Origin of the sequence: Bizionia argentinensis JUB59, assembly GCF_000224335.1 — a bacterium.
Classification (GTDB): Bacteria; Bacteroidota; Bacteroidia; order Flavobacteriales; family Flavobacteriaceae; genus Algorimicrobium; species Algorimicrobium argentinense.
Map to the genome: position 1 here is coordinate 106,447 of NZ_AFXZ01000002.1, position 25,230 is coordinate 131,676.

Consider the following 25,230-nt stretch of genomic DNA (forward strand, 5'->3'; position numbering starts at 1 on the left):
ACTTATAAAAGATTTATTTTACTAGAAATATGGCTATAATGGTTGCTAATGTTCCCACTGCGGAAATAATTACGCCATTATTTTGGTTGTAAGAAGCCGATCTAATTTTGGCGGGATTAGGCTCGATAACCAATACGTCATTTTGTTCTAAATAGTAATTGGGTGATGTAATGGTACTTATTTTTGTTAAATCAAATTTGGTATAAACCTTTTTATTCCCTTGCTCTCTAATTAAAAATACATTATCACGTTTTCCATATATAGTTAAATCGCCCGCCATACCTAAAGCTTGGGTTAATGAAACACGTTCATTTTCAATTGTAAACGTACCTGGGTTTTTAACTTCACCTAAAACGGTTATGGTAAAATTTAGTAACCGAATATTTATAACGGGATCCTTTACATAAGCGCCGATTTGATTTTTCAAGAACATAGTTGCTTGTTCTCTTGTTAAACCACCCAGTTTAACGCTTCCTAAAACAGGGTACTCAATATTGCCGTTTTTATCTATTAAATAGGTTGGCATTTTCAAATCTGCATTGGCAGAAAGTGATGATGTACTATAGGAAACTGCAGGTAAGTTAAAAGGCGCCACCGCATCGGCATCGCCACCAATACTAATAAATATTAAATCGTTGGGCTTGTAAGTGATTTCCGCGTTCATAACGGCATTCTGTTCTGCGCTAATTGGCTCATCTTGAAAATAGATAATCTCTTTGCTTGTTGCACATGATGACGCTAAAACAGAAGCAATAAGCAAACTTATTTTTTGAAGGGTGTTTTTAAAGTTAATCATAGGTGATTGGTTTAGTTTAAAACATCATAAGTTGAATTATTCGGACTATATTCAGCTACAATATCTTTTATTTTTGAAACAATTTCAATGTTTTGAGATGTAGAACTTAATAAGCAAAGTTCTTCTATAAGTGTTTTTGTGACTTCTACACTAACGGGTTTGCATTTCGCAATCATTATTTTATCGTTGTAGGTGGGTTTGGTATGTTCACCTTCAATGAGAAGTTCTTCAAATATTTTTTCACCAGGTCTTAATCCGATAAATTTTATATCTATTTCCGAAGGAAACTTTAATCCTGAGAGGGTAATCATATTCATAGCCAAATCATGAATTTTAATAGGTTTTCCCATGTCGAAAACAAAAATTTCATGGCCTAACCCCATGGCGGCGGCTTCTAAAACTAGAAGACTAGCTTCTGGAATAGTCATAAAATAACGAATAATGTCTTTATGTGTTACCGTCAACGGTCCGCCAGCTTCAATTTGCTTTTTAAACAAAGGGATTACGGAGCCATTAGATCCTAATACATTGCCGAAACGCGTGATAATGAACTTGGTTTTAGCTGTTGAGTTTTGCTGACAGCAAATTAGCATTTCCGCAATACGTTTTGTTGCACCCATAACATTGGTGGGGTTTACGGCTTTATCAGTTGAAATAAGTATAAATTTATCGACACTATGTTTTTTTGATAAATACAGGACGTTTTTGGTACCTCGAACATTTACGCTGACCGCTTCGTAAGGATTTTGTTCCATTAAAGGTACGTGTTTATAAGCGGCGGCATGAAATATTATTTCAGGTTTGTGGCAATTAAATATAGAATCTAAACGCACATTATTTCTTATATCTGCAATAATTGGTACGACGTTTTGAATGCCTTTTCGTGATAACTCCTGTTGTAAATCATATAATGGTGATTCGGCACTATCTATAAGTATCAATTTACTAAAATTGAAAACGCATAGTTTTCGTACAAGTTCACTTCCTATAGAGCCTGCCGCACCGGTAATTAAAATAACACGATTGCTATACTCGTCAATTAAAATGGGGTTATTAATATTTATGGGTTCACGACCTAGTAAATCTTCAATATTAATATCTTTAATTTGCCCGATGCTTAAATCGCCATCAATCCATGTTTTAACAGCAGGAACTATTTTGACCTTTAAATTTAAGGCGAATAACTTACTAGTAATTTGGAGTAATCTAGTCGCTTCAATATTTTGAATCGATATAATAACTGAATCGATATGGTGTTTATCTATAAATTCTTTAGTGATATTCGAGGGGTGATATACGTTTAGAAGATTTATCTTTTTCCCAGATTTACGCTCATTATCATCTACAAAACCAAATACATCTATATCGTTTTTGGCATCATTACTTATCGCGTTGTAGGTTATTATTCCTGAATCGCCAGCCCCGTAAATTAATACAATACTTTTATTATCATTTTCGGATTCATTTTCAGTAATTAAAGTGCGGTATATCGCTTTTATCGAGAATTTGGCCCCAATTAGAAAAAACATGTTTAATAATAGGTGGATGTAGATAATGGAGCCTGCGATATCAAAAACATTATTATAATTATATTTCCGACTTATATAGGTAGTAACAATAAGAATAGTTGCTAAAATATTGATTCCAATTATAATGTTAACAACGTCTTTAAAGCCTGTAAATCTAACAACGCCTTTATGGGAGTTTACTAATATAAAACTTATAATACCAGCAAGAACCACAAACGGAATTTGCTTTAAAAACATAGAAAAATCAAAATCCAAGACAAAATTATATCGAATTAAATACGCTACAAAAAATGTAAAAGCAATAATGCATGAATCGAATAGTAGCACCAGCCACTTAGAGGCATAGCGGTTCGATAATTTTTGCAATAAGCTATATATTTTATCCAAAATATTTATTTATAATATCTATAATACGGTCTAATTCCAGGGTTGATAAATTTGAACCACTAGGTAAGCATAATCCACGATCAAATAAGCTGTCTGATACGCCATTTAAGTAGTTCGGGTAATTTTTATAAAGCGCTTGCTGGTGCATCGGCTTCCAAGATGGTCTGGCTTCAATATTTTCTTCTAACAAGGCGTTTAAAATAAAATCGCGCATCGTTTTAGTTTTAAATAAGACGGTAGTTAGCCATCTATTTGAAAAAAAATGTTCTGGCTCGTTTAAAAATTCTATATCATCAATATTTTTTAAAGCATGTTTATAATAATCATAATTTTTCCTTCTGGATTGCACACGATCCTCTAAAACTTGCATTTGCCCACGACCAATACCCGCCAAAATATTAGACATTCTATAATTGTATCCTACTTCCGAGTGATTATAGTCAATTCCGGGATCTTTAGCTTGTGTGGCTAAAAAAATAGCACGCTTTTTCGTATTGTTATCGCGGCAAACTAAAGCGCCTCCAGTAGAGGTGGTAATTATTTTATTTCCGTTAAAGGATAAAATTGAAAAATCACCAAATGTTCCACAGGCGCGATTTTTATAATGACTACCCAGGGCTTCAGCGCTATCCTCAATAATGGCAATATCATGCTTATTGGCAATGGCATGTATTTTTGAAACGTTATATGGCATTCCGTATAAATTAATGGCAATAATTGCCTTTGGTTTTTTTCCTTGTTTAATGCGGTCTAAAATCGCTTTTTCTAATAAAACTGGACACATGTTCCAAGTTTCAGTTTCACTATCAATAAAAACGGGTGTTGCGCCCACGTAAATAACCGGATTTACAGACGCTACAAATGTTTTGGTTTGACAAAGCACTTCATCACCATGCGTAACATTTAACAATTTTAAGGCTAAATGTATCGCCGCGGTTCCTGAACTTAAAGTTGCTACAAACGATTGGTTTTTAAGATAGCATTCTAAATCTTTCTCAAAGCCATCAACATTTGGTCCCAAAGGTGCAACCCAATTAGAAGCAAAAGCATCATTTATATATTTTTCTTCAAAACCACTCATGTGTGGAGATGAAAGCCAGATTTTATGTTTTACTTCAGATGTATTTTCTCTCATCGTAAATATCTATTTTTAAATAGTTTCCGTCAAATAAATACGTTAAATAGCTGATATCTACGTTTAAATTTAACGTTTTGTTTTAATCCCACGTTTTATTTCATAATCTATAATAAAACAGCTAGATTATAGTTAAGTTGTGTTGCCTTATCATTAATAATGTTCTTGATTTTCTTCTTAAAGTTTATACCAACCGCGTTTTTCTATGGTAAATATTGCAATAATTACGGGAATCATCTTAAAAAACATACCGTTTATATAGTTTTTTTTCAAATTCATCTAAAATATCCTGTCATTCAGATGTTTATTCATTTAAAAATCTAATTTTATACATGATATTGAACCTTTTAATATGACTAAAAATCCTTTTTCTTCAGAAACATTTAAAGATGTCTGGCGGAAGCATTTTAATACTAGTAAAAACGAAATCACCTTTAGTTTTGTAAAACCAATTTCGTTTTATAAACATCAGTTAGTGCCTTGTTTTGTTAATCTCGGAAATAAACTGACCAACGGATTAACCTACCGCATTGATAATGCTAATTTAGATTATAAAAACAAGGTGTTTTTAATTCGAGATATTCCTTCGTATCAAGAGCTTCAAGAACCAGCGAAAACCTCCCATTTAAAACTCAAAAAAGTCTTTCAGTATGAGGGTTATATAACCCGTGTTAGTAATTATGAGTCTATAGATGTATATTTAAATACCATTTACAAATCTAATACACGTTCTAAGTTAAGACGAAATATAAAGCGCTTAGAATCTAATTTCAAAGTTGAATATTCCATGCATCATGGTGCGATTTCCAGAGCAGATTTTGATTTTGTATTTGAGAATTTTTATAAGCTTTTTGAAAAACGCTACGCTAATAAAGGTGAGCCATGTGGTGAATTAAACCCAGTTATATGGGCCTTTTACACAGAATTAGCCTTTAAGATGATTAATGAAGGTACAGCATCTTTGTTTGTTATTTACACGGACGGCAAACCGATAGGAATAACTTTTAGTTATCATTTTGATGCGATTTTGGTTGAAGCATTAACCGTTTTTGATATTGATTTTTATAAATACAATATTGGACATACCACCATTTTGAAAATGCTAGAATGGAGTTTTAAAAATGAAATTGCAATCTTCGATTATACGCAAGGTGATTTCGACTATAAAAAGCGATGGAGCGATGATCGTTATCAAACTTATTATCATATTCTTTATGATTCTAAATCTTTAAAATGCCGATTAACTGCTGGATTATTAGAAAAATATTTCAGGTTCAAACGCGAGTGCAGAGAACGTAATTATAGTTCTAAAGTTCATAGCTTTAATCATTGGTTGCTTGATGGCAATACGAATAAAGCTGTTTTAATTAATACCCATAAAGTTGAAATAGTTTCAGACAAAAAATTATTAGATAATTACTCTCAACTTATTGATATTGATCTTTATAAATACACTTCTCAACGTAAGGCTTTATATGATTATTTATATTTAAATCCAGAGCCAGCAAGAAATTTTAAAGTTTGTTTATATAAAAATGATTCGCTTTTGGCAATTGGAGAAAATTCAATTTTAAAAATTGTAAAAGATGAAAGCTAGTCCGTTTACATCAAAAACATATCAGAAAACCTGGCTGAAATATTTTGCAAAAAAGCAAATCGTAAAAAAATTTGAGTTTATAAAAAACTTGTCATTTATTAAACATCCATTTTTGCCGTATTATATTAATGCAGGCAGAAACATGACTAATGGCATTACTTACGAGATTGATTATTTGCAACAGGATTTTAAAAACAAAACTATTGTTATTTATGATGTTCCCGATTATTGCGATGATAGTAAATCACCAAAAAAATCTAGCTTAAAAGTTCGCAAAGTCCGACAGTATAAAGGGTTTTTAGCTGATTTGAAAGGCGTGTCCAGTTTTAATGATTATATACAAAACACTTTAAACTCCAAATCTAGAAATAAATTCCGAAGCACTCTGAAAAAATTTGAAAGCTGTTTTGACGTGGATTATAAGTTTTATTATGGAAAGACAGATTTGGGTGCTTATGAAATCATGATGGTTGGTTTTAAAAAACTTTTAGAAATTCGGTATGGAGATTTAAAAATTGAAACGAATTTAAGTCATGAATGGCCATTTTATCAAGAATTGGTTTACAATATGCTTCGAGAGAAAAAAGCAATGATTATCAGTATAGAGGTTTCAGGAAAGCCTATTTCTATGTCGTTGGCTTTTGTAGGTGAAAACACTTTGGTAGGGGCTGTAAAAGCATTTAACGCGGATTTTTATAAATTTAATGTTGGACATATTGAAATTAGTAAATTTATTGAATGGAGTATAAAAAATAATATTCAAACTTTAGATTTTTCGAAAGGAGAGTATGAATATAAAACAAAATGGACGAACACTAACTATTTGTATAATTGTCATATATTATATGATGCTTCAAGTATTTCTTCAAGACTAAACGGGTGCTTATTGATTAAATACTTTGAGTTAAAACAATATTTAAGAGATAAGAATTTTAATTTATTTGTAGCTAAATTGCGATTCGCTATTAAGAAATTGGGTTCAAAAAATAGTCAACAACTATCATACAAAATTCTAGAGTTGAAAGACGATTTTAATATGAATGAATTTGAAATCACGTCATTGGATAAGGAGGAGGGAAGTTACCCATTTCTAAAGCGTATTGTGTTTGATGGTTTATATCAAAAACCTGAAGAATTAATAGGGGTTGAATTGTATAAATCCATTGATAAGACTGATAACAAGATGCGATTTTTAGTTTATGGAAATAAACATAAATATTTTATTGCGATTCTGTAGCAAAATATAGGTCTGCTAATTCTGACATGGAAACACTTTGAAAGTTATATGTTTCTTGTAAGGTTTTGAAATGTTTAAAAATGGTTTCAAGATTATTGAAATTTTCATCCATATAAACTCCGAAATTATGCGGATGCCACCATAGATGATATATTTCATTTTTTTTTGCAGCTTGTGAAAGTCCTTTTTTTATTCTAGAAATACGAAAAGGCTCCAATATTTCAAGCGTTTTGTTATAAGGTCTAAAAAATTTACTAGAGGGAATATTGACGATGCCATGGCAATTACGTAAAGAACTCAAAGAATTTGTGTTGTACCCAGATATGTTCAAATAAGCGTCTAGCAATCGAAACGCCTTACGAAAAGGTTGGTCCAGTTTTTCGGTGTCATGGGTATTAAACATCCAGTGTTTTTCTATACCGCGATAGCTTATAAAGCCATGTTTTGCACAAATTTTTAAATATGTAGCGTTAATTTGATTTCTAGGGAACACAATGCTATTGATTTTAGTATTTTTTTGTTTAGCAATAGTAATAGCAGCAACGATATCGGCTTCAAATTGTTGTGGTGTTTGGCCCTTTTCATTCGTGTAAAAATGACTAAAAGTGTGACTTGCAATTTCATGATTACCATTGTCACGAATTAATTCAATTAAGGAGTGAGCGTAATGCAACGGATCATCAGTTTCACACTCTCCAATGTCATCTATTAAACAGTATGGGTTAAAACGATTTTTAAAATAGGTTGGTTTTTCTGTTGGAAGCGCCATTAATAATTCTTGTTTATTTTGTGTAAACAAAAAACCAACGGTTGCAAAGGTTAAAGTAATATTGTAAACATCTGCCAAAGCTAAAAGTTTTGGAATTACTTGATGTACATTCCGTAAATTAGTCTCGTAATCTGATGATTCTTTTACGTCAAATAAGCCCCAAAAGAGCTCAAAATCCAATGAAATAACTAAATAGCCGTTTTGTGTTTGCATTAGCTTAAAATAGTTTGAATGGTTTTAATAATAATTTTAAAGTCCACCAACAAGCTTGCGCTAATGATATACTTTCTATTCAATGCTATTTTTTGAGGTAATATAGTATTAATATAAAAATCTTCCGGATTTTCTGCAGCTTTCAATAATTCTGCTTCATCGCGAAAAACAATAGAAGCGTAGTCTGTAATTCCTGGTTTTACAGATAGTATTTGCATATCATTAGTTGAATAATGATTAACATAACGCCGTACTTCAGGTCGTGGACCAACAAAACTCATGTTCCCAATAAAAACATTTATTAGTTGTGGCAATTCGTCAAGTTTATGCTTTCTTAAAAAGAGACCTGTTTTTGTTACACGTGGATCGTTGTTGCCGACTGTTAATAGGCCTTTTTTGTCTGAACCAGTAAACATGGTTCTGAATTTAAAAATTTTAAAATCTGAATTATCTTTACCTACCCGAACTTGTCTGTAAAACACAGGTCCTTTGGATTCTAGCTTTACAATAAGTGCTATTAGTGATAGTAAAGGTAGCAATAATATTAAGCCCAATAAAGAAAAAATAATATCAAAGAGTCTTTTTAGCATAAACAGGATTCTACTGCGTTATTAACGGTATCTACAATGTATTTGAGTTCTTGTTCAGTTAGTTGTGGATAAATTGGTAATGATATTTCTGACCTGAAATTAGCGTAAGCAATCGGGAAATCCGCAATATTATATCCCATTTCTTTAAATAATGTTAACATTGGAAGCGGTTGAAAATGCACATTAACACTAACGCCTTCCTTTGAAATAAAATCAATAATTGCATCGCGTTGCTCTTCAGTAATATCTTTAATTCGTAAGGTATAAAGGTGGCAGGATGAGACTTTATCGTTGCTTTTATAATTTGGTAAAATGGCCCATGATTTTGTTTTAAAATAGTCTTGATAATAGCTGTAAATGTGTTCACGCTTTTCCAATATATTTGAAAAGTATTCTGGTAACTGCGCCACGCCAATTGCAGCTAGGACATCTGGCATGTTAATTTTCATACCGGGGTATATAATATCGTATTTCCAACCGCCAGCTTTAGACTTGGTAAAAGCGTCTTTAGTTTGCCCATTTAAAGAAAAGCATCTTAAATAATTATATTCCTTTTGATTGTCGAAGGGTTTTGGAAGGTTTAAGCAAATTGCACCACCTTCGGCAGTCGTAATATTTTTTACAGCGTGAAATGAAAATACAGTAATATCAGCGGTTAACCCAATATGACGATTTTTATATTTGGCGCCAATGGCATGTGCGGAATCGGCAATTGTGATGATTCTGTTTAAAAGTTGCTGCTTATCTGATTCGGGATTGAAATGCGACTTTTTTTTATGAGTAAGCTCTAGGATTTCATCGTAATCGCAAGGCCAACCAGCAATATCAACTGGTATGATGGCTTTTGTTTTATTTGTTATAGCTTTTTCAATTGCTGAAACCGAAATATTGAAATCGTCATTAACATCAACCATTATGGGTGTGGCGCCAACATGCATAACCGCCAATGCGGTTGCTGCATAAGTGTAAGCGGGAATAATAACTTCATCGCCTGGTCCGATATCATACCATTTTAATGCTAGCATCAGCCCTGATGTTGCCGAATTAACACATAGTGTGTTTGGTGCGCCAACATGCTGGCAAACGAGATCTTCTAATTTTTTTACTTTCGGGCCTGTAGTTATCCATCCAGATTTTAATGCATCGGTAACCTCGTTAATTACAGCTTGACTTATGTAAGGTGGTGAAAATGGGATTTTCATATAGTTTGTTGATTAATAGCTTCTTCAAATATACCTATATATTGTTTAGATACATTTTTTAAACTAAACCTTTCAACTCTTTTTAAGGCATTTTCAACTAATTTATTGGCTAATTCGGTACATGAAGCTAATTTTATACAAGCATTCACTAATTCTTCGGTATTTTTTGAAGAGACTAAAAGTGCTTCTTGATTATGTTTAGCGAACTCCCGAACGCCCGTGACGTTTGTTGAGATGATTGGTAAGCCAACCGCAGCTGCTTCTAGTAATACGCGGGCAAATCCCTCCCGAAACGTGGGTAGTACAAAGGCATCTGCACTTAATAGTAGTTTTTCTACATCACTTCGTTCGCCTAGAAATTCAACATAATTCTTGTAATTATTAAGGATTTCAGCATTTAGTCGTTTGGAATTCTCTTCTAAAGGGCCAACTATTAAAAATTTGAAGTCATGACCTTTTTCATGACATATTTTAGCAGCTTCTAATAAGTATGTGATTCCTTTTTCATAGACCAAACGCGCCACACATATAAAAGTAAATCTTTTGTTGCTTCGTTTTGCCAATCGATTATAGTCCTTTAGTTCAATACCGCTACTGTAAATTAATTCAAAATTATGTTGGCTAACAAGTCGGTTTTTTAGAAATAAATCCTTGTCGTCGTTATTTTGAAACACCGTTTTAAATACCCGGTTTCTTACTTTTAAATGTAAAGTATTATAAACGAGTCGTAAGCTTTTATTAAGTAGAGATTGTGAAATAAAAACCGTTCCTAACCCTGTGATTGTTCGCGTTATAGGTGTTTTTGTTTTAAGTAATGCTAAAGGTGTTAGGAAAGCAGGTTTCGTGTCGAAAGTATGAATAACATCAAACCTATTTTCTGTGAAAAAAGTACGGTACCATTTTATAGTTTTGTAATCGGAAATTAATGATAAGCTTCTATTTAAGGGATAGTTGTAATAGGTGATATTATCAGGGAAACTTACAACACTTGTTCCTAAAATGGTTACCTCAAAACCCGCATCATTTAAATATTGCGATAGATTAATACGTTTATGCACATCTTCACCACCTACTAAACATATTTTTTTTGATCTAAATGCCATGCTTGAAATATTTGGGTGAATTTAAGGTCTACGAGTTTTTTTTAATATTAAAAAAACTATTCTTTTTGAAAACTCACTGTTGTATCAGTCAGTTTAATTTTTTTAGATTGATTATTTGCTGTAATTTTTTTATAAAATTATGTAATTAACAATTGATATTCATAGATTTACAATATAATTTTTAATTCAAATGGCTAATTTTATATCAAAACTATATTATAATACGGTTCTAGGTCACGAACTTATAGCGCCCTTCGCTAAGTGTTATGAGTTTTTGAAATTTGGATTAACACCAGATGCGGTTAAAATGAAGCGTGAATTTATAAAAAACCTTGGCTTTATACCGAATTTTGAAAAACCTGAAACACTCAACGAAAAAATTCAATGGTTAAAACTAAATGATAGAACGTCTTTACATACACAATGCGCTGACAAATATAAAGTTAGAGCGTATGTGAAAGAGCGTATAGGAGAAGATTATTTAGTGCCTTTAGTGTTTCAAACGAAAAATGTTCGGGATATTGTACCTGAAAACCTACCTGATTACCCAATAATTATTAAAACGAATCATGATAGTTCGGGAGGACTAATTATAAAAGATAAAATTGGAATTAACTGGACTCAAGTTCAAAATACACTGGGCAAAAATAAAACGATAAATTACTATTATCGCTTTAAGGAATGGCAATATAAAAACATTGAATCCCGTGTTATTGTTGAAGAGTTATTGATTGATGATCATGGACAAATTCCTATGGACTATAAAATGTATTTTTTTAATGGCAAACTTGAGTTTTCACAAGTTGATATCGGGCGTTTTGAAGGAGAGCGAGGCAGGAATTTCTATTCTAAAGACTGGGAATTGTTGGATTTTGTTATGAAAATCCCTAATGGAAAACCATTAGCCCAGCCTGAACGTTACGATGAATTGGTTTTGCTTGGTGAAAAATTAGCAGCGCCATTTTGTTTTGTGCGCGTTGATTTTTATTGTTATGATGGGAAGATTTACTTTGGAGAATTAACCTTTCATCCTTCATCAGGGCATTGTAAATTTAATCCAAGGGAGTACGATAAAAAATTCGGGGAAAAACTTAAGCTTCACGTAGCAAAAATTTAGCTGTTATAGATATTAAAATACCATTTTTGAAATGTATAAAATGCCCAAACCTTATAACTGTTATCTTCTTTTCCTGATAAATGATTTAAAACTAAAGGCCTGATATAGTTACTGTTAAATATGTTCTGTTTGCTTAATAGTTTACTATCAATATAGCTTTTCAATTCACTTTTTAAACTACTTCGAAGCCAATCTCCGACGGGAACGATAAAGCCTTTTTTAGATTTTTCTAAAAACCCTTGCGGAAATTTATGTTTAAAAGCTTCTTTTAAAATATGTTTTTTACTCCAGCCTTTTAATAAATAATTTTCCGGTAAACTATTGGCAAAATCCCAAAGCGTTTTGTTTAAAAATGGCGCGCGACACTCTAAGGAGTTCATCATGCTTGTTCTGTCCACTTTAACAAGCATGTCGCCCTCAAGACTTACTAGTCTGTCTATTTCGCGATAATCGTGCAAGGAATTTGGCTTGCTAATATGTGCTTTGTAGTGAGTAAATGGATTATCAATGCTGTGTTCTAGATTTAATAACTGTCCACTATCGTTTGCGAAACCTAATGAAATAATATTCCAGTAATTATCACCAGAATAATCGATTGCTTGAAGGATTTTTTTTAGCTTAAAGCGTTTTCCTCGATTATCGTCTTTAGTTGATAATAAGCTTAAAAGTATCGGTTTTGTGCTATTATGCAGAAACTCTGGTACTGTTTTGATATAGCGGTTGTTTAAGTTTCCCATATAATACTTGTTGTAACCCCCAAAAACTTCATCGCCACCATCGCCAGTAAGTGCGACTTTCACGAAATCTGATGTCTTTTTTGAAACCAAATAAGTTGGCAAAGCTGATGAGTCGGCAAAAGGTTCATCAAAATTCAATAAAATGGCATTTATATGTTCTTTTATGTCGTTTTCTGAAATAATAAATTCGTGATGATTGCTATTAATAAGTTTGGCTACGAGTTTTGATTTGTCAGTTTCATCAAAAACTGCTTTGTCAAAACCAATTGAGAATGTATCTATTTTAGTACTTGATAATTGCGATAGTCCTAGGCTTACAATGGATGAGTCTACACCACCAGATAGAAACGTTCCAATGGGTACATCGCTAATGCTGCGACTTTCAATACTAGTCATCATTAAGTCGTTTAGTTTTGCTTTAGCAGTATTAAATGATAAATTACTTTTTTCCGCTTTAAGTGAATTGATTTCGGTTATAATAGTTGAATGATCCTCTAAATTGTAAGTTATATAATGATTGGCTTCTAACTTGTAAATATTCTCATATATAGAGAAAGGCGCTGGAATATATGTCAGTTTAAAAAATAAATTCAATCCTATTTTAGAAATTTTAGGTTTATGCTGTAAAACGTTAATAATTGACTTTAATTCGGAAGCGTAAAAAAATGAGTTATCAGTTTTGGTGTAATAAAGTGGTTTTTCGCCAAAGAAATCGCGAGCAATAATTAGTTTCTTTTTTAGACTGTCGTGAATGCTAAAAGCAAACATCCCGTCTAGTTTTTTAAAGGATTTTTCACCTTCAATTTCATATAACTTTAAGACAACCTCCGTGTCACTTTTCGTTTTAAAAGTATGTCCTTGTGTTTCTAAATCTGCGCGTAATTTTCTATAATTATAAATTTCACCATTAAAAACAATAGTAATACTATCACTCTCATTAGAAATAGGTTGATGACCTGTGGTTAAATCTATAATTGAAAGTCTACGCATAGCCATTGCCACTGTAAATGTATCAGAATTATTATAATAAAACCCTGAATCGTCAGGGCCACGATGAATGATAACCTGATTCATTTCATTAAGAATACTTAAGGTATCTTCTGAAAGGAGATGTGACGATTTTATAAAACCATTTATTCCGCACATAAACTAAATACTATCAATTAAACGCTTCACTTGTAGACCAATATTTTTGACATCATAATTTTTAGCACGCTCAAAACTTAAGTCGCTATACATTTCTCTCATTTCTGGGTTTTGTTGAAAATACTTTATAGCTTTAGATAGTCCTTCTGCATCATCCACATGGACTAATAAACCGTATTTTGCTTTCGCAAAGGATCCTGTTAAAATTTCAACTGTTTCGTTATTGTTAAGTAACTCCAACGGTCCAGACATGCAATTGGTGCTAATTATGGGCAAACCTACTGACATGGCTTCTAAAACGACATTAGGAAACCCTTCTGTTAAAGAGCTTAAAACAAAGCAATGACCATTTACAATATGGAATTTAACATTATTTACATTGCCGTTAAAATGAATTTGATCTGAAATATTTAATATTTTTGTTAATGCTAAAAGATTAGTTTGTAAGGAGCCATCACCATAAATTTCGAGATAAAAATTATTCGTCAATTTACTGATAGCCTTAATAATACTTTTCTGATTTTTAACAGGAATTAATCTTCCAACCGTTACTACTTTAAATATAGCGTTTAAGTCTGTATATTCTTTTAATTTAGGCTTTTCAGGTATGGTTAAAATAGGGTTGTAAATTACGGATGTATTAATCTTTAAATTATAATTAGCGATTAAATCATTGTTTATATAAATAGAATTTGAAAACAGCTTATCATTTTTATTATAAAAATAGGGTATAAGCAGGCTGGTAAGAAATGATGTTGCCTTGTCCTCTTTGTACATAATAGAGGGAAAGCAGCGTTCACTAATAATAGTTTTTAAATTTGTATTAAGCATTTTCGCAATACCGTTTATAATATTTTGACGCACTAGAAACGATATAGCGACTTCAATTTTTTCATCCTTTAAAACCTTTCGATACGCGAAAATGAATTTTACATTATCTATCATTTTTGCAAATAAAGAGGTTTTAAAAGTTTCGTTAGGTTTAGATAGAATTCTGACATTTGTATCTTTATGAATGGGTAGTTTAATTTCATTATAAAGAAGAATTAAAGTCACATCGTAATATTTAGTAAGCTCATAAAGTAACAAGCTAACCACCTTTTCAGCGCCGCCATAACCAATAGCAGAAATAAATAGTCCTATTTTTCTTTTTTCAGACATCCAGGTTTTTCGTTGATAATTTTAAAAATAGATTTTTGTATTCGTTGATAATTTTAATGCTGCTAAACCTACTTTTAACCACTTCGCTTACAGTTTCAGGTTTAAACGGAAAAGTAACCCTCATTTTATTTAAATAGACTACATAGTCTTTAATTGTATCTGCAACATAACCGTTTTTACCTGGTTCAATAATCTCATCCAAACCTCCCGGTGCGTTAAAAGCTAGGATCGGTGTTCCTACAACGCAACTCTCAATAAGCACGTTTGGAAAACCTTCCACATAAGACCCTTGTAGGAATAAATCAGCAGCCGCCAAATAGACTTCTACTTTATTTGTATAGCTAATATACTTTATATTTTTTGTTAAGCCTTTACTATCAAGTAATTCAAAAATTTTTTCTTTTTCATTACCAGAACCTATGATGATATATTCAAAAGGGTATTTAAGTTGTGAAAGCGCTTCAATAATACGTTCATGGCCTTTCTCTTTACTTAAGCGTCCAATGGTAATAAATTGTAAGGGTTTAGAAGTGTCACGACCGTTTGTTTTAATATTAAAGCTTTTAGTAATAGGGTTATTGATTAAAATAGTCTTGGATTTCGGTACATTATAATTGGCAATCATATCCTTTTGCATGTCTTTGGATTGGCAAATAATACAATCCACTAGTTTGTATGCCAACACAATCATAGCTTTCGGAAATGCTTTATTAGTATATGGATTATGTTTATTTAAAACCGTTAAAACATTGGCTTCTCGCGCTACAAATTTTATTTTTCTGAAAAAGGGCGACATAAAAGCAATCATCGTATTCAGATGTACAATAGAACTGACGACAATATCCGGTTTGTGTTTTCTGAAATACAGAAATAAGCTCCTAAAAGCCTTCAGAACACGTGGTTTATTCAAATATACTATATGAAGGTTTTCTAAATGATAAACTGTATCTTTTTCATAGCCTGTAATAAGTAAAGTAACCGAAAATTGATTAGAATCTAAATTTTGCGCCACATATGATAATATACGCTCCGCGCCACCAGCAGCTAAAGATGGTAAAACAAAGAAAATATGAGTTTTAGAGTGATTCATTATTTTATGATATAACCTTTTCCGGTCGTATTTAACCATTGTTTTAAAACGAGTAATTTCCAGATTAAGGGATAATGATTCCAACTACCATCCATGTGTTGTTCAATCATTTTATGAACTTCATCCGCATCAATATTGGGTATTTGCCGCAAACTTGTTATATCTAATTCCGACAAAACATAATCCTGTAATTCATTTTTAAACCATTCCTTAAAAGGCATGGTGAATCCTGCTTTGGGTCTATCAAATATTTCTTTCGGGACATATTGATAAAGAACGTCTTTTAAAATCCGCTTTTGGTTTTTAGCTTTAAATTTAAAATGTGTAGGGAGAGATTGTGCAAACTCCACAATCTTATGATCCATAAGAGGTGCACGAGCTTCAAGAGAATATGCCATAGTTGCGCGATCTACTTTAGTATTTATGTCCCAATTCAGATAGGTTTTGATATCAAAATCGGTTAAACGTTCATAGAGGTTTTTATTGGTATGAAATAGATACTTTTTTTCAGTAACATCTGTGTAATCGAAATCCGATTTTAGCCAAGACATATTTACACCTGTAACCGATGCTAAATAAAGTGAATTGATATCATTTTGCTGCAAGCCTTTACCAATCATTTTCAATTTATAATACGGCATTAAACCAGCGGTTTTTGCAATCGCATGTCTTAAACAATTAGGCAATTTATATAATATACTTACTTGTTTCATCCATTTGTAGCGTTCGTAACCAATAAAACTTTCATCGCCACCATCACCAGATAAAGCGACTGTCACTTTTTCACTTGCGTGCTTGGCAAGCAGCATGGATGGAATGGCAGAAGAATCCGCAAACGGTTCATCATAATAATGACTAAAATTTTTAATTAAATCTAAACCTTCATTATAATTACAATCAATAATATGATGATCTGTTTGTAAATGATTAGCTACTTTTTGAGCGTAAATGCTTTCATCAAAACCTTTCTCATTAAATTTAACGGAAAACGTTTTCACCTTACTATTCGTTGTTTTTGTGGCTAATGCTGCAACCACAGAAGAATCTACACCACCAGAAAGAAAAACACCCACAGGAACATCGGCAAATAAACGTGTTGAAACAGCGTTACGAATTAATCCGTCTAAATCCTTAACAGCAGCTTGATAGCTCCCTTGATAAGGGTTTCTTATTGTAGTGTCAATATCCCAATAAACACGATCTTTAAACTTATAATTAATTAAATCGAATGAAAAGCAATGACCAGCTTGTAGCTTTTTAATTTCATTAAAAATAGAATACGGATCAGGAATAGCATCCCAAGCTAAATAATAACTAATCGCTTTATTCGATATCGTTAAATTATTATGATGCAGTTGAATGGACGACAACTGACTTGCAAATTCAAAGTGTTTGTCATTTATATAATAATAAAATGGTTTTTTGCCCAAACGGTCACGAGCGCCGAAGAGTTTTTGTTTTGTTTCATCATAAATTACAAAAGCAAACATACCATCTAGGTATTTTAAGCAATCTTCTCCATATTCTAAATATGTAGCACAGATTACTTCAGTGTCACTTGTTGTATGGAATTCGTAGTTTTTAGCTTCTAATTGTTTTTTCAGGATTTTGAAATTATAAATCTCGCCATTAAAAACAATATGAATGTTGTTATTATAGGTGAATGGCTGATTGGATCGTTCATCAACATCAATAATTGCTAATCGGTTATGTCCAAAAATGATGGGTCTATAAGCGTCTCCCAGAAATTTAAAACCCTGTTTATCTGGACCGCGAAATTTGGTGCGTTCTAGCTTATCTTGAAGCTGACTTTTAGTGTATATTATTGTTGATCCGTAAATTCCGCACATAATTATTCTTCTATATTTTCGACCTCTAAAGGTATTTCTTGTCGTACTTTATGATACAACCAAATGGACACAAAAAGGACATCGTATTTTTCAAAATAGTTGTGGGCTACCATCAGGTAACCAACTATGGCTATGGCTAAGTAAGCGTATTCCTGGTTTTTTCGTAAATATTTAAAACTTCTAATAGTCATAGCCAAATAGATAATAACAATTAATAAAAAGGCTATAATACCAGCCTCTCCTAAAACCATTAAAAATGTATTGTGCACGCCGTATTCCACCGTTACTAAACTTGATGCACCACGCATAGATTTATAACCAGCACCTGCAATAATATTATTTGTTATAAGATCGGAAAAATAGAACCAAGTTTCGTCCCGAGAACCTTCCGTTATGGTTTGTGTCTCTATTTCTTCGCTGCTGCTAAACACACTTTTTAAGGCAGAAAAGCGTGCTTTATTTAGCTGGAGAGTGGAGGCTGTAAAAATAAAAACTAACGCGATAGAGCCAATAGCAAGAGTTTGAATGTTTTTTTTATTTGCAAAAATAGAAACTAAATTAATGACAACTAAAAATAATAGAAAAGAACGCGAAAGTGTAAAAATACCACAAACAATTAGCGTAAACTGAATAAGTAGTTTTAGTTTATAATTTTTAATGATATAAGATAAAGTAAATCCAAATAAGCATATAAATCCGGCTTTATTCGCATTGAGATAAAAACCGCCATATCGCCCAAAAGAATCTGGGAAAACTATAGCATTCACGGCAATGCTTAAAGCACCAATGAGCAGAAATATAAGTAATTCTGTATCTGTTGTTTTTTTTGTAATTTGATTAACACATATTATAAATATAAAATATCGAACGGCATCCTTTATTAGTTCTGTTGTATCTCCAGAATACTGTAGTCCAGAAAATATAAAAAAGCAAATTCCCAAAACAATAAATGGCCAAACAGGTTTAGATTTTTCAGCAAAAAAGAAGTAAATAATTACCGAAACAAATAACAGTAAATTAGTAATGGAACCGAATAACGGTCCAAGATAATGTAAACTAAACGTGGGGATGTTTAGGAGTATTAAAGTTAATGCTATGTATTTTAATATTTTCATATATTAAAGCTTAACTCGTTAAAAGTTGTTTTTGTTTGTTAGTATATTTATAAAATACAAATATTTTTAAAACTTGAATAATCGTAGTACATAAGGCAATGCCAATCAGTCCAATCCAATTCATTAAAATAAAATCTAATATAATATTTAAGAGCATACTACCTAAAGAGACATAAGCCATAAAAGCATTTTTATTAATGCTTGTAAGAAATTTGACAAATAAATTTCCGCATATAATAAACGGCACGCCAACTAAATATATAATTTGAATTTTGGATACGATAGCGGTATCATTAGCAGTGAAACTGTTCCTTTCAAACAACAGCGCTACTATTTCTGTTGAAAATATACTGACAATTATCATTATAATCATGAGTACAATAAAAATCCATTTATTGAGTAAAAACAAAGTTTTAAATGATTTTTTGGGGTCATCTATGGTTAATTTAGAGAAATAGGGCAAGAGAACATTTCCCAACGCAATAATAAATATAGTGGTGAAGAATGCTGGAATTTTCATACCGTAATTCAAAGCCGCAATAGAACCTACAATAAGTTGAGCTGCAAAATATTGGTCCGTTACAGGAATTAATCCTGTTAAAAATCCTGATGATACTTTTGCTGGAACTTGCTTGAACATCAAAATTGCATTTGGACTTTTAAAATCTGGTTTTTCTAATTTCAAAATACGTTTTCGTAATGAAATTAACACTAAAAAGAATAATTGCAGAATGCTTCCTATTAGCATGCCAATAGCTAGAACACTCGTGCCAAGTTCCTTTTTATAAAAAACAACGCAAATAATCATTACGATGGATGTTATAATTGGGTATAGAGAAGAGTAGGTGAATTCGCCATAAATATTTAATAAGCCGCTTACTAAAGAAGTTAAACCCCAAAGTAAAATACAGGGTAATAAATAATAAAACTGGACAATAATTAGATCGTAATAACTAGATGTGTGACCGAAAAAGAACAGTTCTAAAAAAACATCGGTAAATAGATACGCTATAACCATAAATACCACGGAGGTGATTATTGTTATTGCAAAACTGGCAGATTGAAATGCTCCAATATTTTTATTTGTCTTCTCCTCGGTAATATAATTGGGTATAAAAACCGATTTAAAGGCGCTTAAAAAAACGGAATTAATAAAGCCTGGAACAAGTAAAGCTATAAAAAAGGTGTCAAGCATTTCTGACAAACCAAACTCACCAGCTATAACAACTTCTTTATAGAAACCAAAAACTTTTACAACAATAGAAATAACACCAACGATAATTATATTGGTTGCTATTGCATTGTTCTTAATCCTTTTTAATAAGGAAATAATAAATTGTTTCGCTTTCAAAATCAGGTGTTTTTTAAAAGTGATTTAAATGGCCAAACCATTATAAATAAGAGTTTCAGTAGTAATGAATCTATAGATTTCAAATAAGCTGATAATTGTAATTCTAAATAATAAGCAGCTCTAGATAAGGTAAGAATACGTTTTATAAACAGTTTGGGTTCTTTGGTAATGTAGTCCATATAATGCCAGTTAAGAATACATATTGAGTATAAGGCCATTCCAAATGCATCTTTTTTATGATTTTGAATTGAAATTGCATTTTCTGTATCTAAATAATAAATTCTTAAAATGTCGTTTATATATTTAGTTTCAAAGCCTTGTTTACCAATCAGTTCCCATATAATTCCTTCAGGAATATAACCTTTGGAAAAAATAGCATCGTTTACAGTGATGCCTCTTAAAATTTCAGTTTTAGTAAAACCCCATTTTTCTGTGGCTTCATGATGTTCCAGTTGACGTTTGAATGTGGAACTATAATAAGGTTGTTTTTCAAACTCTTTACCTACTAATTGTCCGTTTTGGTCTTGACACAAGCATGTTACACCACTTATTTTTGATTTTAAAGTATCTGGAATACTTTCATATGCTGTATTGAATTGCTCTAAAGCACTTGGAACACAGGCGTCATCAGAATCAAATGGTAGTATAAATTCTCCTTTAGCTACTTGAATTGCCTGTATAAAACAAGCCATTTTATGCCTGTTTTGTTTGTTATTAATATAGGTTACTGGAAAACTTGCTTTTTCTCGTAATTCGTTAATTTTTTCATGAGAATGATCTGTAGATCCGTCGTTTATAATAATCATTTCAAAATCTCTAAATGTCTGACTTTCCAATGATTTAAAAACACGATCTAAAGTATCTGTTCGATTATAAACCGGCGTGAATATTGTAAAGCGATACTGAAAACTTAATTTTTCAGAGGGCGAATATGTGGGAATAAATGTTCGTAACTCCATGTTAGATTTTTAAAGCTGTATCTATTATTAGTTTCCATTGTGATTTAATAATAGCGATTTCGTAATTTCTAGTTGACTCTTTAGCATCTATACCTAGGTTTTTTCTCAAATTTGGATTTTCTATAAGACGCTTTAGTTCTACTTTTAAAGCATTTTTATCACCTACAGGAATAAGTAAACCATTTTTACCAGAATCTATTATTTCAGATGGGCCTGAAGGACAGTTTGTTGACACGCAAGGTAAACCAAAAGCCATAGCTTCGGTAAGTGTATTTGGGAATCCTTCATAATTAGAGGTGAAGGCAAATATACCGGCACGATTGTAGAAATCTTGTACATTGTTAACGGTGCCTATTAAGTCAATGCGATCTTCAGCTTGGTATTTTTTAATAAGTAACTCCAGTTCATTGCGTAGACGACCTTCACCAATTATAATTAGTTTCCAATGGTCAATATCTAATTCACAAAAAGCTTCAATTAACATTTTATGATTTTTTACAGCTGTTAAGCGACCAACACTCAAAACAATGTGCTCTCCCTTAATATTACTATCCTGAAAATTCAGCATGGATTCAGATAGCGGATTTCTTATAATATTAATTTTAGAAGGGCCCAGAAATTCTTCAAAATACGTTTTTATCACTCGGGTTTGAACAATTAACTTTCCACAGTAGGGATAAACTTGACGTCTTATTTTAGACCATAAATTAGTTAAACTACTATATTCTGGATGTGTACGCTCACTTATAATATTTGGTATATTTAATAATTGACTAGCAATAATGGTGTAAATGTTTGTGGTAGTCATAAAACCAATAGCTAAATCAGCTTTTTCTTTTTTAAGAATAATATAAATACGCCTGATCAATTTATAGTTGATTGCAAGTGAGTGTAAGATGTGTTTTTTATTACTATATGTCAGTTTACAAGACACAAGTTGCACACGCTCATCCAATGAGTAAAATGGTTTATTATTATAAAGCGTAATTATTAAAACATGATAATCTTCTACAAACGCATTGGCCAATGTGCTAACAACGCGCTCTGCACCTCCAGGTGTTAAACTGGAAATAATAAAGGCAATTTTAGGTTTTGCTAAAAATGGGGCAATTTTTTTAGATTTCTTAATTGGCATAGAGATAAATTAATAGCCCAATAAAAGTAGAGATTTTTTTAATTAAACTACGGGGAGTGGGCATTAATTAGATTAACGACAGATTTACAATATTAACAGCATGATTATAGTCCGTTTTTTGTAGATAAACTGTTGATACATAGTTTTGAGTAAGAACATCTAAACTTAAATTTAGAACGTATATTTAGTATTCTCCCATATTAACTAAAATTCAAAATATTTACTATTTCATCGATTAAAAGTACAAAAAGTACTACAAAATGCATTTTGAGTAATTTGTTTCTTACACAAATGATGCATTTCATCGAATATTTGATGAAAAAGTGTTTTATTACTAGGCCGAATCCATAGTTTCGCACTGATTAATAGCAAATTACATTTAATGAAGACAGAAAATAGAAGGAGGTTTCTTGTAAAAGGAATTTTAGTATGTATTTTATCAGTATTATTTACCTCAAATAGTATGAATGGTCAATCTTATCCTGACCGAGAACAATTACCGAATGTTAAATATAAAGATTACAAGAAACCCAATACACCATTTCCAGGGTATTTAGAAACATTTAACGAACCACTTTCAGGAAGTTCTATTACTAGAATTACAGATAGTGAAGTGTTTGGTGTTAAAAATCAACGTTTAAGACATAACTACAGTAAAGACCAAACTTGGAACAGTGATGAAACCCTAATTAAAATGGCTGGATATCCAGCTGCAATTTTAGATGCTAAAACCTACGAGTTTTTATACTGGAGTAGTATTCCTAGTTATGGACGTTGGTCTAACCTTCAACCAAATATTATTTACGGAACTGCTGGGAAAACCTTTGTTTCTCATAATGTAAAAACTAATAAACGAACAGTTTTGCACACATTCTCGAAATACGCATCAGTTGACTTTGGCTTTGGTGAAGGTAATCAAGACAAATTTGATAGGTATGTTGGATTAATTGGTCGTAATGGAAGTGATCGGACACTTATAGTTTATGATATTAAGAACAATGTTGTTACGGGAACAAAAAACATTGGTTCGTCAGGGGTGCTAGATTGGTTTTCAGTCTCTCAATTAGGAGGTTTTGCTGTTGTGCAGTATCGTGATAATGGTCTTGGCTCCAGGGAAGGTATAAAATCCTATAACGTTAAGATGCAAAATGAAATCAATGTATATGCTACTACTCAGCATGGTGATTTAGGTGTCGATGCTTATGGTAACGAAGTTATTGTAGAATATGGTAATAAACCAGAATGGGACGCAAAGCATAGTTTATATATGGCTAGACTAGATGGAGGTGGATCCACTTTATTGTTTCCTTATATAAACAACAAAGGTATTTGGGGTGGACATATTTCAACTAGGAATACAAATAGGCCAGGATGGGCTTATATCACTGAACAATGTTGTCCAGATAATCCTGTTGCTCCAGCAGAAATTTTTGCCATTAAATTAGATGGTTCAGGCACAATTGAGCGTTATGGAAAACATAATGCATGGCCATCAACCTATTTACATGAAACACAAATAGTACCAAATAGAGATGGTACAAAAATGATATTTGCTAGTAATTGGGGTAATGCAACTGTTATGAACCAAAATGCGCCGCCCGCGTTTGTTCTTGAATATCCACAAGGCAAACAAGATTTGAGCGTTAATGCTGGGAATGATGTTGAAGTATGTCAAGGTGAATTTACCAACTTAACCGCTTACGGAAAAGGTGGGACTAATTTCTCTTGGAGTACAGGAGAAACAACCAAAAATATAGAAGTTAACCCAAAAAAAACAACAACCTATACGGTTACCTTAACCAATGCTTCAGGAGCTAGCGTAACAGATCAAGTAGTAGTTACTGTAAATGTTATTCCAGTTGCCAATGCTGGTAATAATGTTAGTATCGTTGAGGGCGAATTGGTTACCTTAACAGCCTCTGGTGGAACTACTTATTTGTGGAATACCAATGAAACCACGGCTAGTATAGAAGTTAATCCTACGGAAACAACAACGTATACGGTTCAAGTTATAAAAAATGGTTGTTCAGCTGAAGATACAGTAATGGTATCAGTAGCGCCCTTGCCCATAGGTGCCGATGCTGGTGACGATGTAGCTATTTGTTACGGAGAAAAGGTCATATTAACTGCATCGGGAGGATCAGATTATGTTTGGAGTACAGGTGAAACAACACAAAGTATTACTGTTAGTCCAGAGAAATCTACGCAGTACGAAGTAACTGTTTCTAATGGCTCTAATACAGATACAGATACAGATGTTGTAGAGGTAGTTGTAAATTCTTGTTTAAATACAGATTTGCCAATACTGGGGGAGATAGAGTTGTCCGTTTATCCTAATCCTGCAACAAGTGATATTACTGTGAAAGTATCTGGTATAGCGAATAATACAACTATCCGATTATATGATATGTTAGGACGGTTATTGCAAACGCAAATAATTGGTGAAACATCTAACAATGCTATCACTAAAAAAATAAATGTTTCTAATTTACCAAGAGGTATGGTTTTAGTTTCTTTATTTCAAAATGGTAAAGTATTTACTAAAAAAGTCATTTTGAATTAGCACTTTAATTTAAAACATTAAAAAAGCTATCTAACTTTATTTTAGGTAGCTTTTTTATTTCCAAATAACTTCAGTTATTGTAGCGATACTATCGCAATTTTCAATTTTCAAATCTAATTCCGCTTCTTTTGTTCTACCTTCTAAAAAATAAATACCACAAGGTTTCTTACGCGTGTCACTTTTAGAGAAATGAATATCGCCATATTTTAAAACTTGACGAATTGTAGCACTATCAATAGCATGAGCTTGAAATTCTTTTTCAGCACTAGGACTAATATGAAGTGTTTTTGAGTTGATGTTTTTTAAAACTCGTGATTCTGGTCCATAATCACAGGATGTATTTTTACCTTTTAGAAAAAAAGCTAAAAGTATTAAACCAATAGAAAATCCGCCTAGGTAATACCCAATACGATGTAATAATTTCACAGTATACTATTTAAAAAATTAA

At 32.1% G+C, this 25,230-nt stretch carries 20 protein-coding genes; 4 read left to right on the plus strand and 16 right to left on the minus strand.

Translation table 11 applies throughout. The annotated features are described in order from the left end of the window. Positions 1–13 precede the first annotated feature (13 nt). From BZARG_RS00610 to BZARG_RS00620, 3 genes are read right to left on the minus strand one after another with little or no spacing between them, the layout of a single operon-like run. Positions 14–796 carry a polysaccharide biosynthesis/export family protein gene (locus BZARG_RS00610; RefSeq protein ID WP_008634464.1) on the minus strand — a complete coding sequence of 261 codons (783 nt, stop codon included), beginning with the start codon at positions 794–796 and terminating at the stop codon, positions 14–16. An 11-nt stretch (positions 797–807) separates the two neighbouring features. Next, the gene (locus tag BZARG_RS00615; protein WP_237702551.1) at positions 808–2,691 is read right to left on the minus strand and encodes a polysaccharide biosynthesis protein; all 1,884 of its coding nucleotides are present in this window, start codon (positions 2,689–2,691) and stop codon (positions 808–810) included. Positions 2,692–2,704: 13 nt separating this feature from the next. Beyond that, positions 2,705–3,847: a DegT/DnrJ/EryC1/StrS family aminotransferase gene (locus BZARG_RS00620; protein WP_008634453.1), complete on the minus strand. Its 1,143-nt coding sequence runs from the start codon at positions 3,845–3,847 to the stop codon at positions 2,705–2,707. Positions 3,848–4,199: 352 nt separating this feature from the next. On the opposite strand from BZARG_RS00620, the gene BZARG_RS00625 reads away from it, so the two are divergent. After that, positions 4,200–5,444, plus strand: coding sequence for a GNAT family N-acetyltransferase (locus BZARG_RS00625; RefSeq protein ID WP_008634517.1), 1,245 nt, complete (start codon positions 4,200–4,202; stop codon positions 5,442–5,444). Beyond that, complete coding sequence (locus tag BZARG_RS00630) at positions 5,434–6,681, plus strand: GNAT family N-acetyltransferase (protein WP_008634672.1); 1,248 nt, start codon at positions 5,434–5,436, stop codon at positions 6,679–6,681. The genes BZARG_RS00625 and BZARG_RS00630 overlap by 11 nt, the downstream gene beginning before the upstream one ends. On the opposite strand, the gene BZARG_RS00635 is transcribed toward BZARG_RS00630, so the two are convergent. The 4 genes from BZARG_RS00635 to BZARG_RS00650 are packed head-to-tail and all read right to left on the minus strand — an operon-like array spanning position 6,665 to position 10,558. Further along, positions 6,665–7,663, minus strand: a complete 999-nt coding sequence (locus tag BZARG_RS00635; protein WP_008634503.1) for a polysaccharide deacetylase family protein — start codon at positions 7,661–7,663, stop codon at positions 6,665–6,667. The genes BZARG_RS00630 and BZARG_RS00635 overlap by 17 nt on opposite strands. Then, positions 7,663–8,253 carry a sugar transferase gene (locus BZARG_RS00640; protein ID WP_008634470.1) on the minus strand — a complete coding sequence of 197 codons (591 nt, stop codon included), beginning with the start codon at positions 8,251–8,253 and terminating at the stop codon, positions 7,663–7,665. Before BZARG_RS00640 ends, BZARG_RS00635 begins: the two co-directional genes overlap by 1 nt. Further along, entirely contained in the window at positions 8,247–9,455 is a 1,209-nt protein-coding gene (locus BZARG_RS00645) for a DegT/DnrJ/EryC1/StrS family aminotransferase (RefSeq protein ID WP_008634370.1), read from the minus strand. The genes BZARG_RS00640 and BZARG_RS00645 overlap by 7 nt, the downstream gene beginning before the upstream one ends. After that, positions 9,452–10,558 (minus strand): glycosyltransferase family 4 protein, encoded by a 1,107-nt coding sequence (locus BZARG_RS00650; protein WP_008634636.1) that lies wholly within the window; start codon positions 10,556–10,558, stop codon positions 9,452–9,454. Before BZARG_RS00650 ends, BZARG_RS00645 begins: the two co-directional genes overlap by 4 nt. Positions 10,559–10,748: 190 nt before the next feature. On the opposite strand from BZARG_RS00650, the gene BZARG_RS00655 reads away from it, so the two are divergent. Further along, complete coding sequence (locus BZARG_RS00655; protein ID WP_008634332.1) at positions 10,749–11,675, plus strand: ATP-grasp fold amidoligase family protein; 927 nt, start codon at positions 10,749–10,751, stop codon at positions 11,673–11,675. On the opposite strand, the gene asnB (BZARG_RS00660) is transcribed toward BZARG_RS00655, so the two are convergent. The 8 genes from asnB (BZARG_RS00660) to BZARG_RS00695 are packed head-to-tail and all read right to left on the minus strand — an operon-like array spanning position 11,672 to position 22,219. Further along, positions 11,672–13,558: an asparagine synthase (glutamine-hydrolyzing) gene (gene asnB / locus BZARG_RS00660; protein WP_008634728.1), complete on the minus strand. Its 1,887-nt coding sequence runs from the start codon at positions 13,556–13,558 to the stop codon at positions 11,672–11,674. The two genes, BZARG_RS00655 and asnB (BZARG_RS00660), sit on opposite strands and share 4 nt — an antisense overlap. 3 nt (positions 13,559–13,561) lie before the next feature. Beyond that, positions 13,562–14,719: a glycosyltransferase gene (locus tag BZARG_RS00665; RefSeq protein ID WP_008634744.1), complete on the minus strand. Its 1,158-nt coding sequence runs from the start codon at positions 14,717–14,719 to the stop codon at positions 13,562–13,564. Further along, a complete protein-coding gene (locus tag BZARG_RS00670; protein WP_008634182.1) occupies positions 14,712–15,809 on the minus strand; it encodes a glycosyltransferase in 1,098 nt (365 codons plus the stop codon). The genes BZARG_RS00665 and BZARG_RS00670 overlap by 8 nt, the downstream gene beginning before the upstream one ends. Further along, positions 15,809–17,659, minus strand: coding sequence for an asparagine synthase (glutamine-hydrolyzing) (gene asnB / locus BZARG_RS00675; protein WP_008634337.1), 1,851 nt, complete (start codon positions 17,657–17,659; stop codon positions 15,809–15,811). The genes BZARG_RS00670 and asnB (BZARG_RS00675) overlap by 1 nt, the downstream gene beginning before the upstream one ends. Positions 17,660–17,661: 2 nt before the next feature. Beyond that, entirely contained in the window at positions 17,662–18,774 is a 1,113-nt protein-coding gene (locus tag BZARG_RS00680) for an O-antigen ligase family protein (RefSeq protein ID WP_008634208.1), read from the minus strand. A gap of 10 nt (positions 18,775–18,784) precedes the next feature. After that, complete coding sequence (murJ, locus tag BZARG_RS00685; protein ID WP_008634187.1) at positions 18,785–20,125, minus strand: murein biosynthesis integral membrane protein MurJ; 1,341 nt, start codon at positions 20,123–20,125, stop codon at positions 18,785–18,787. 2 nt (positions 20,126–20,127) lie between these two features. Next, positions 20,128–21,084: a glycosyltransferase family 2 protein gene (locus BZARG_RS00690; RefSeq protein WP_008634749.1), complete on the minus strand. Its 957-nt coding sequence runs from the start codon at positions 21,082–21,084 to the stop codon at positions 20,128–20,130. 1 nt (position 21,085) lies between these two features. After that, complete coding sequence (locus BZARG_RS00695; RefSeq protein ID WP_008634284.1) at positions 21,086–22,219, minus strand: glycosyltransferase family 4 protein; 1,134 nt, start codon at positions 22,217–22,219, stop codon at positions 21,086–21,088. A 382-nt stretch (positions 22,220–22,601) separates the two neighbouring features. Between BZARG_RS00695 and BZARG_RS00700 the strand changes: the two genes are divergently transcribed. Then, positions 22,602–24,782 carry a T9SS type A sorting domain-containing protein gene (locus tag BZARG_RS00700; RefSeq protein WP_083823818.1) on the plus strand — a complete coding sequence of 727 codons (2,181 nt, stop codon included), beginning with the start codon at positions 22,602–22,604 and terminating at the stop codon, positions 24,780–24,782. A 54-nt stretch (positions 24,783–24,836) separates the two neighbouring features. On the opposite strand, the gene BZARG_RS00705 is transcribed toward BZARG_RS00700, so the two are convergent. Next, entirely contained in the window at positions 24,837–25,208 is a 372-nt protein-coding gene (locus BZARG_RS00705; RefSeq protein WP_008634530.1) for a DUF4258 domain-containing protein, read from the minus strand. Between the last annotated feature and the right edge of the window lie 22 nt (positions 25,209–25,230).

Bases quoted from the DNA above. Each gene is read 5' to 3' on its own strand.
- BZARG_RS00610 (WP_008634464.1), bottom strand. From the start codon at position 796: ATGATTAACTTTAAAAACACCCTTCAAAAAATAAGTTTGCTTATTGCT.
- BZARG_RS00620 (WP_008634453.1), bottom strand. From the start codon at position 3,847: ATGAGAGAAAATACATCTGAAGTAAAACATAAAATCTGGCTTTCATCT.
- BZARG_RS00625 (WP_008634517.1), top strand. From the start codon at position 4,200: ATGACTAAAAATCCTTTTTCTTCAGAAACATTTAAAGATGTCTGGCGG.
- BZARG_RS00630 (WP_008634672.1), top strand. From the start codon at position 5,434: ATGAAAGCTAGTCCGTTTACATCAAAAACATATCAGAAAACCTGGCTG.
- BZARG_RS00635 (WP_008634503.1), bottom strand. From the start codon at position 7,663: ATGCAAACACAAAACGGCTATTTAGTTATTTCATTGGATTTTGAGCTC.
- BZARG_RS00640 (WP_008634470.1), bottom strand. From the start codon at position 8,253: ATGCTAAAAAGACTCTTTGATATTATTTTTTCTTTATTGGGCTTAATA.
- BZARG_RS00645 (WP_008634370.1), bottom strand. From the start codon at position 9,455: ATGAAAATCCCATTTTCACCACCTTACATAAGTCAAGCTGTAATTAAC.
- BZARG_RS00650 (WP_008634636.1), bottom strand. From the start codon at position 10,558: ATGGCATTTAGATCAAAAAAAATATGTTTAGTAGGTGGTGAAGATGTG.
- BZARG_RS00655 (WP_008634332.1), top strand. From the start codon at position 10,749: ATGGCTAATTTTATATCAAAACTATATTATAATACGGTTCTAGGTCAC.
- asnB (WP_008634728.1), bottom strand. From the start codon at position 13,558: ATGTGCGGAATAAATGGTTTTATAAAATCGTCACATCTCCTTTCAGAA.
- BZARG_RS00665 (WP_008634744.1), bottom strand. From the start codon at position 14,719: ATGTCTGAAAAAAGAAAAATAGGACTATTTATTTCTGCTATTGGTTAT.
- BZARG_RS00670 (WP_008634182.1), bottom strand. From the start codon at position 15,809: ATGAATCACTCTAAAACTCATATTTTCTTTGTTTTACCATCTTTAGCT.
- asnB (WP_008634337.1), bottom strand. From the start codon at position 17,659: ATGTGCGGAATTTACGGATCAACAATAATATACACTAAAAGTCAGCTT.
- BZARG_RS00680 (WP_008634208.1), bottom strand. From the start codon at position 18,774: ATGAAAATATTAAAATACATAGCATTAACTTTAATACTCCTAAACATC.
- BZARG_RS00690 (WP_008634749.1), bottom strand. From the start codon at position 21,084: ATGGAGTTACGAACATTTATTCCCACATATTCGCCCTCTGAAAAATTA.
- BZARG_RS00695 (WP_008634284.1), bottom strand. From the start codon at position 22,219: ATGCCAATTAAGAAATCTAAAAAAATTGCCCCATTTTTAGCAAAACCT.
- BZARG_RS00700 (WP_083823818.1), top strand. From the start codon at position 22,602: ATGAAGACAGAAAATAGAAGGAGGTTTCTTGTAAAAGGAATTTTAGTA.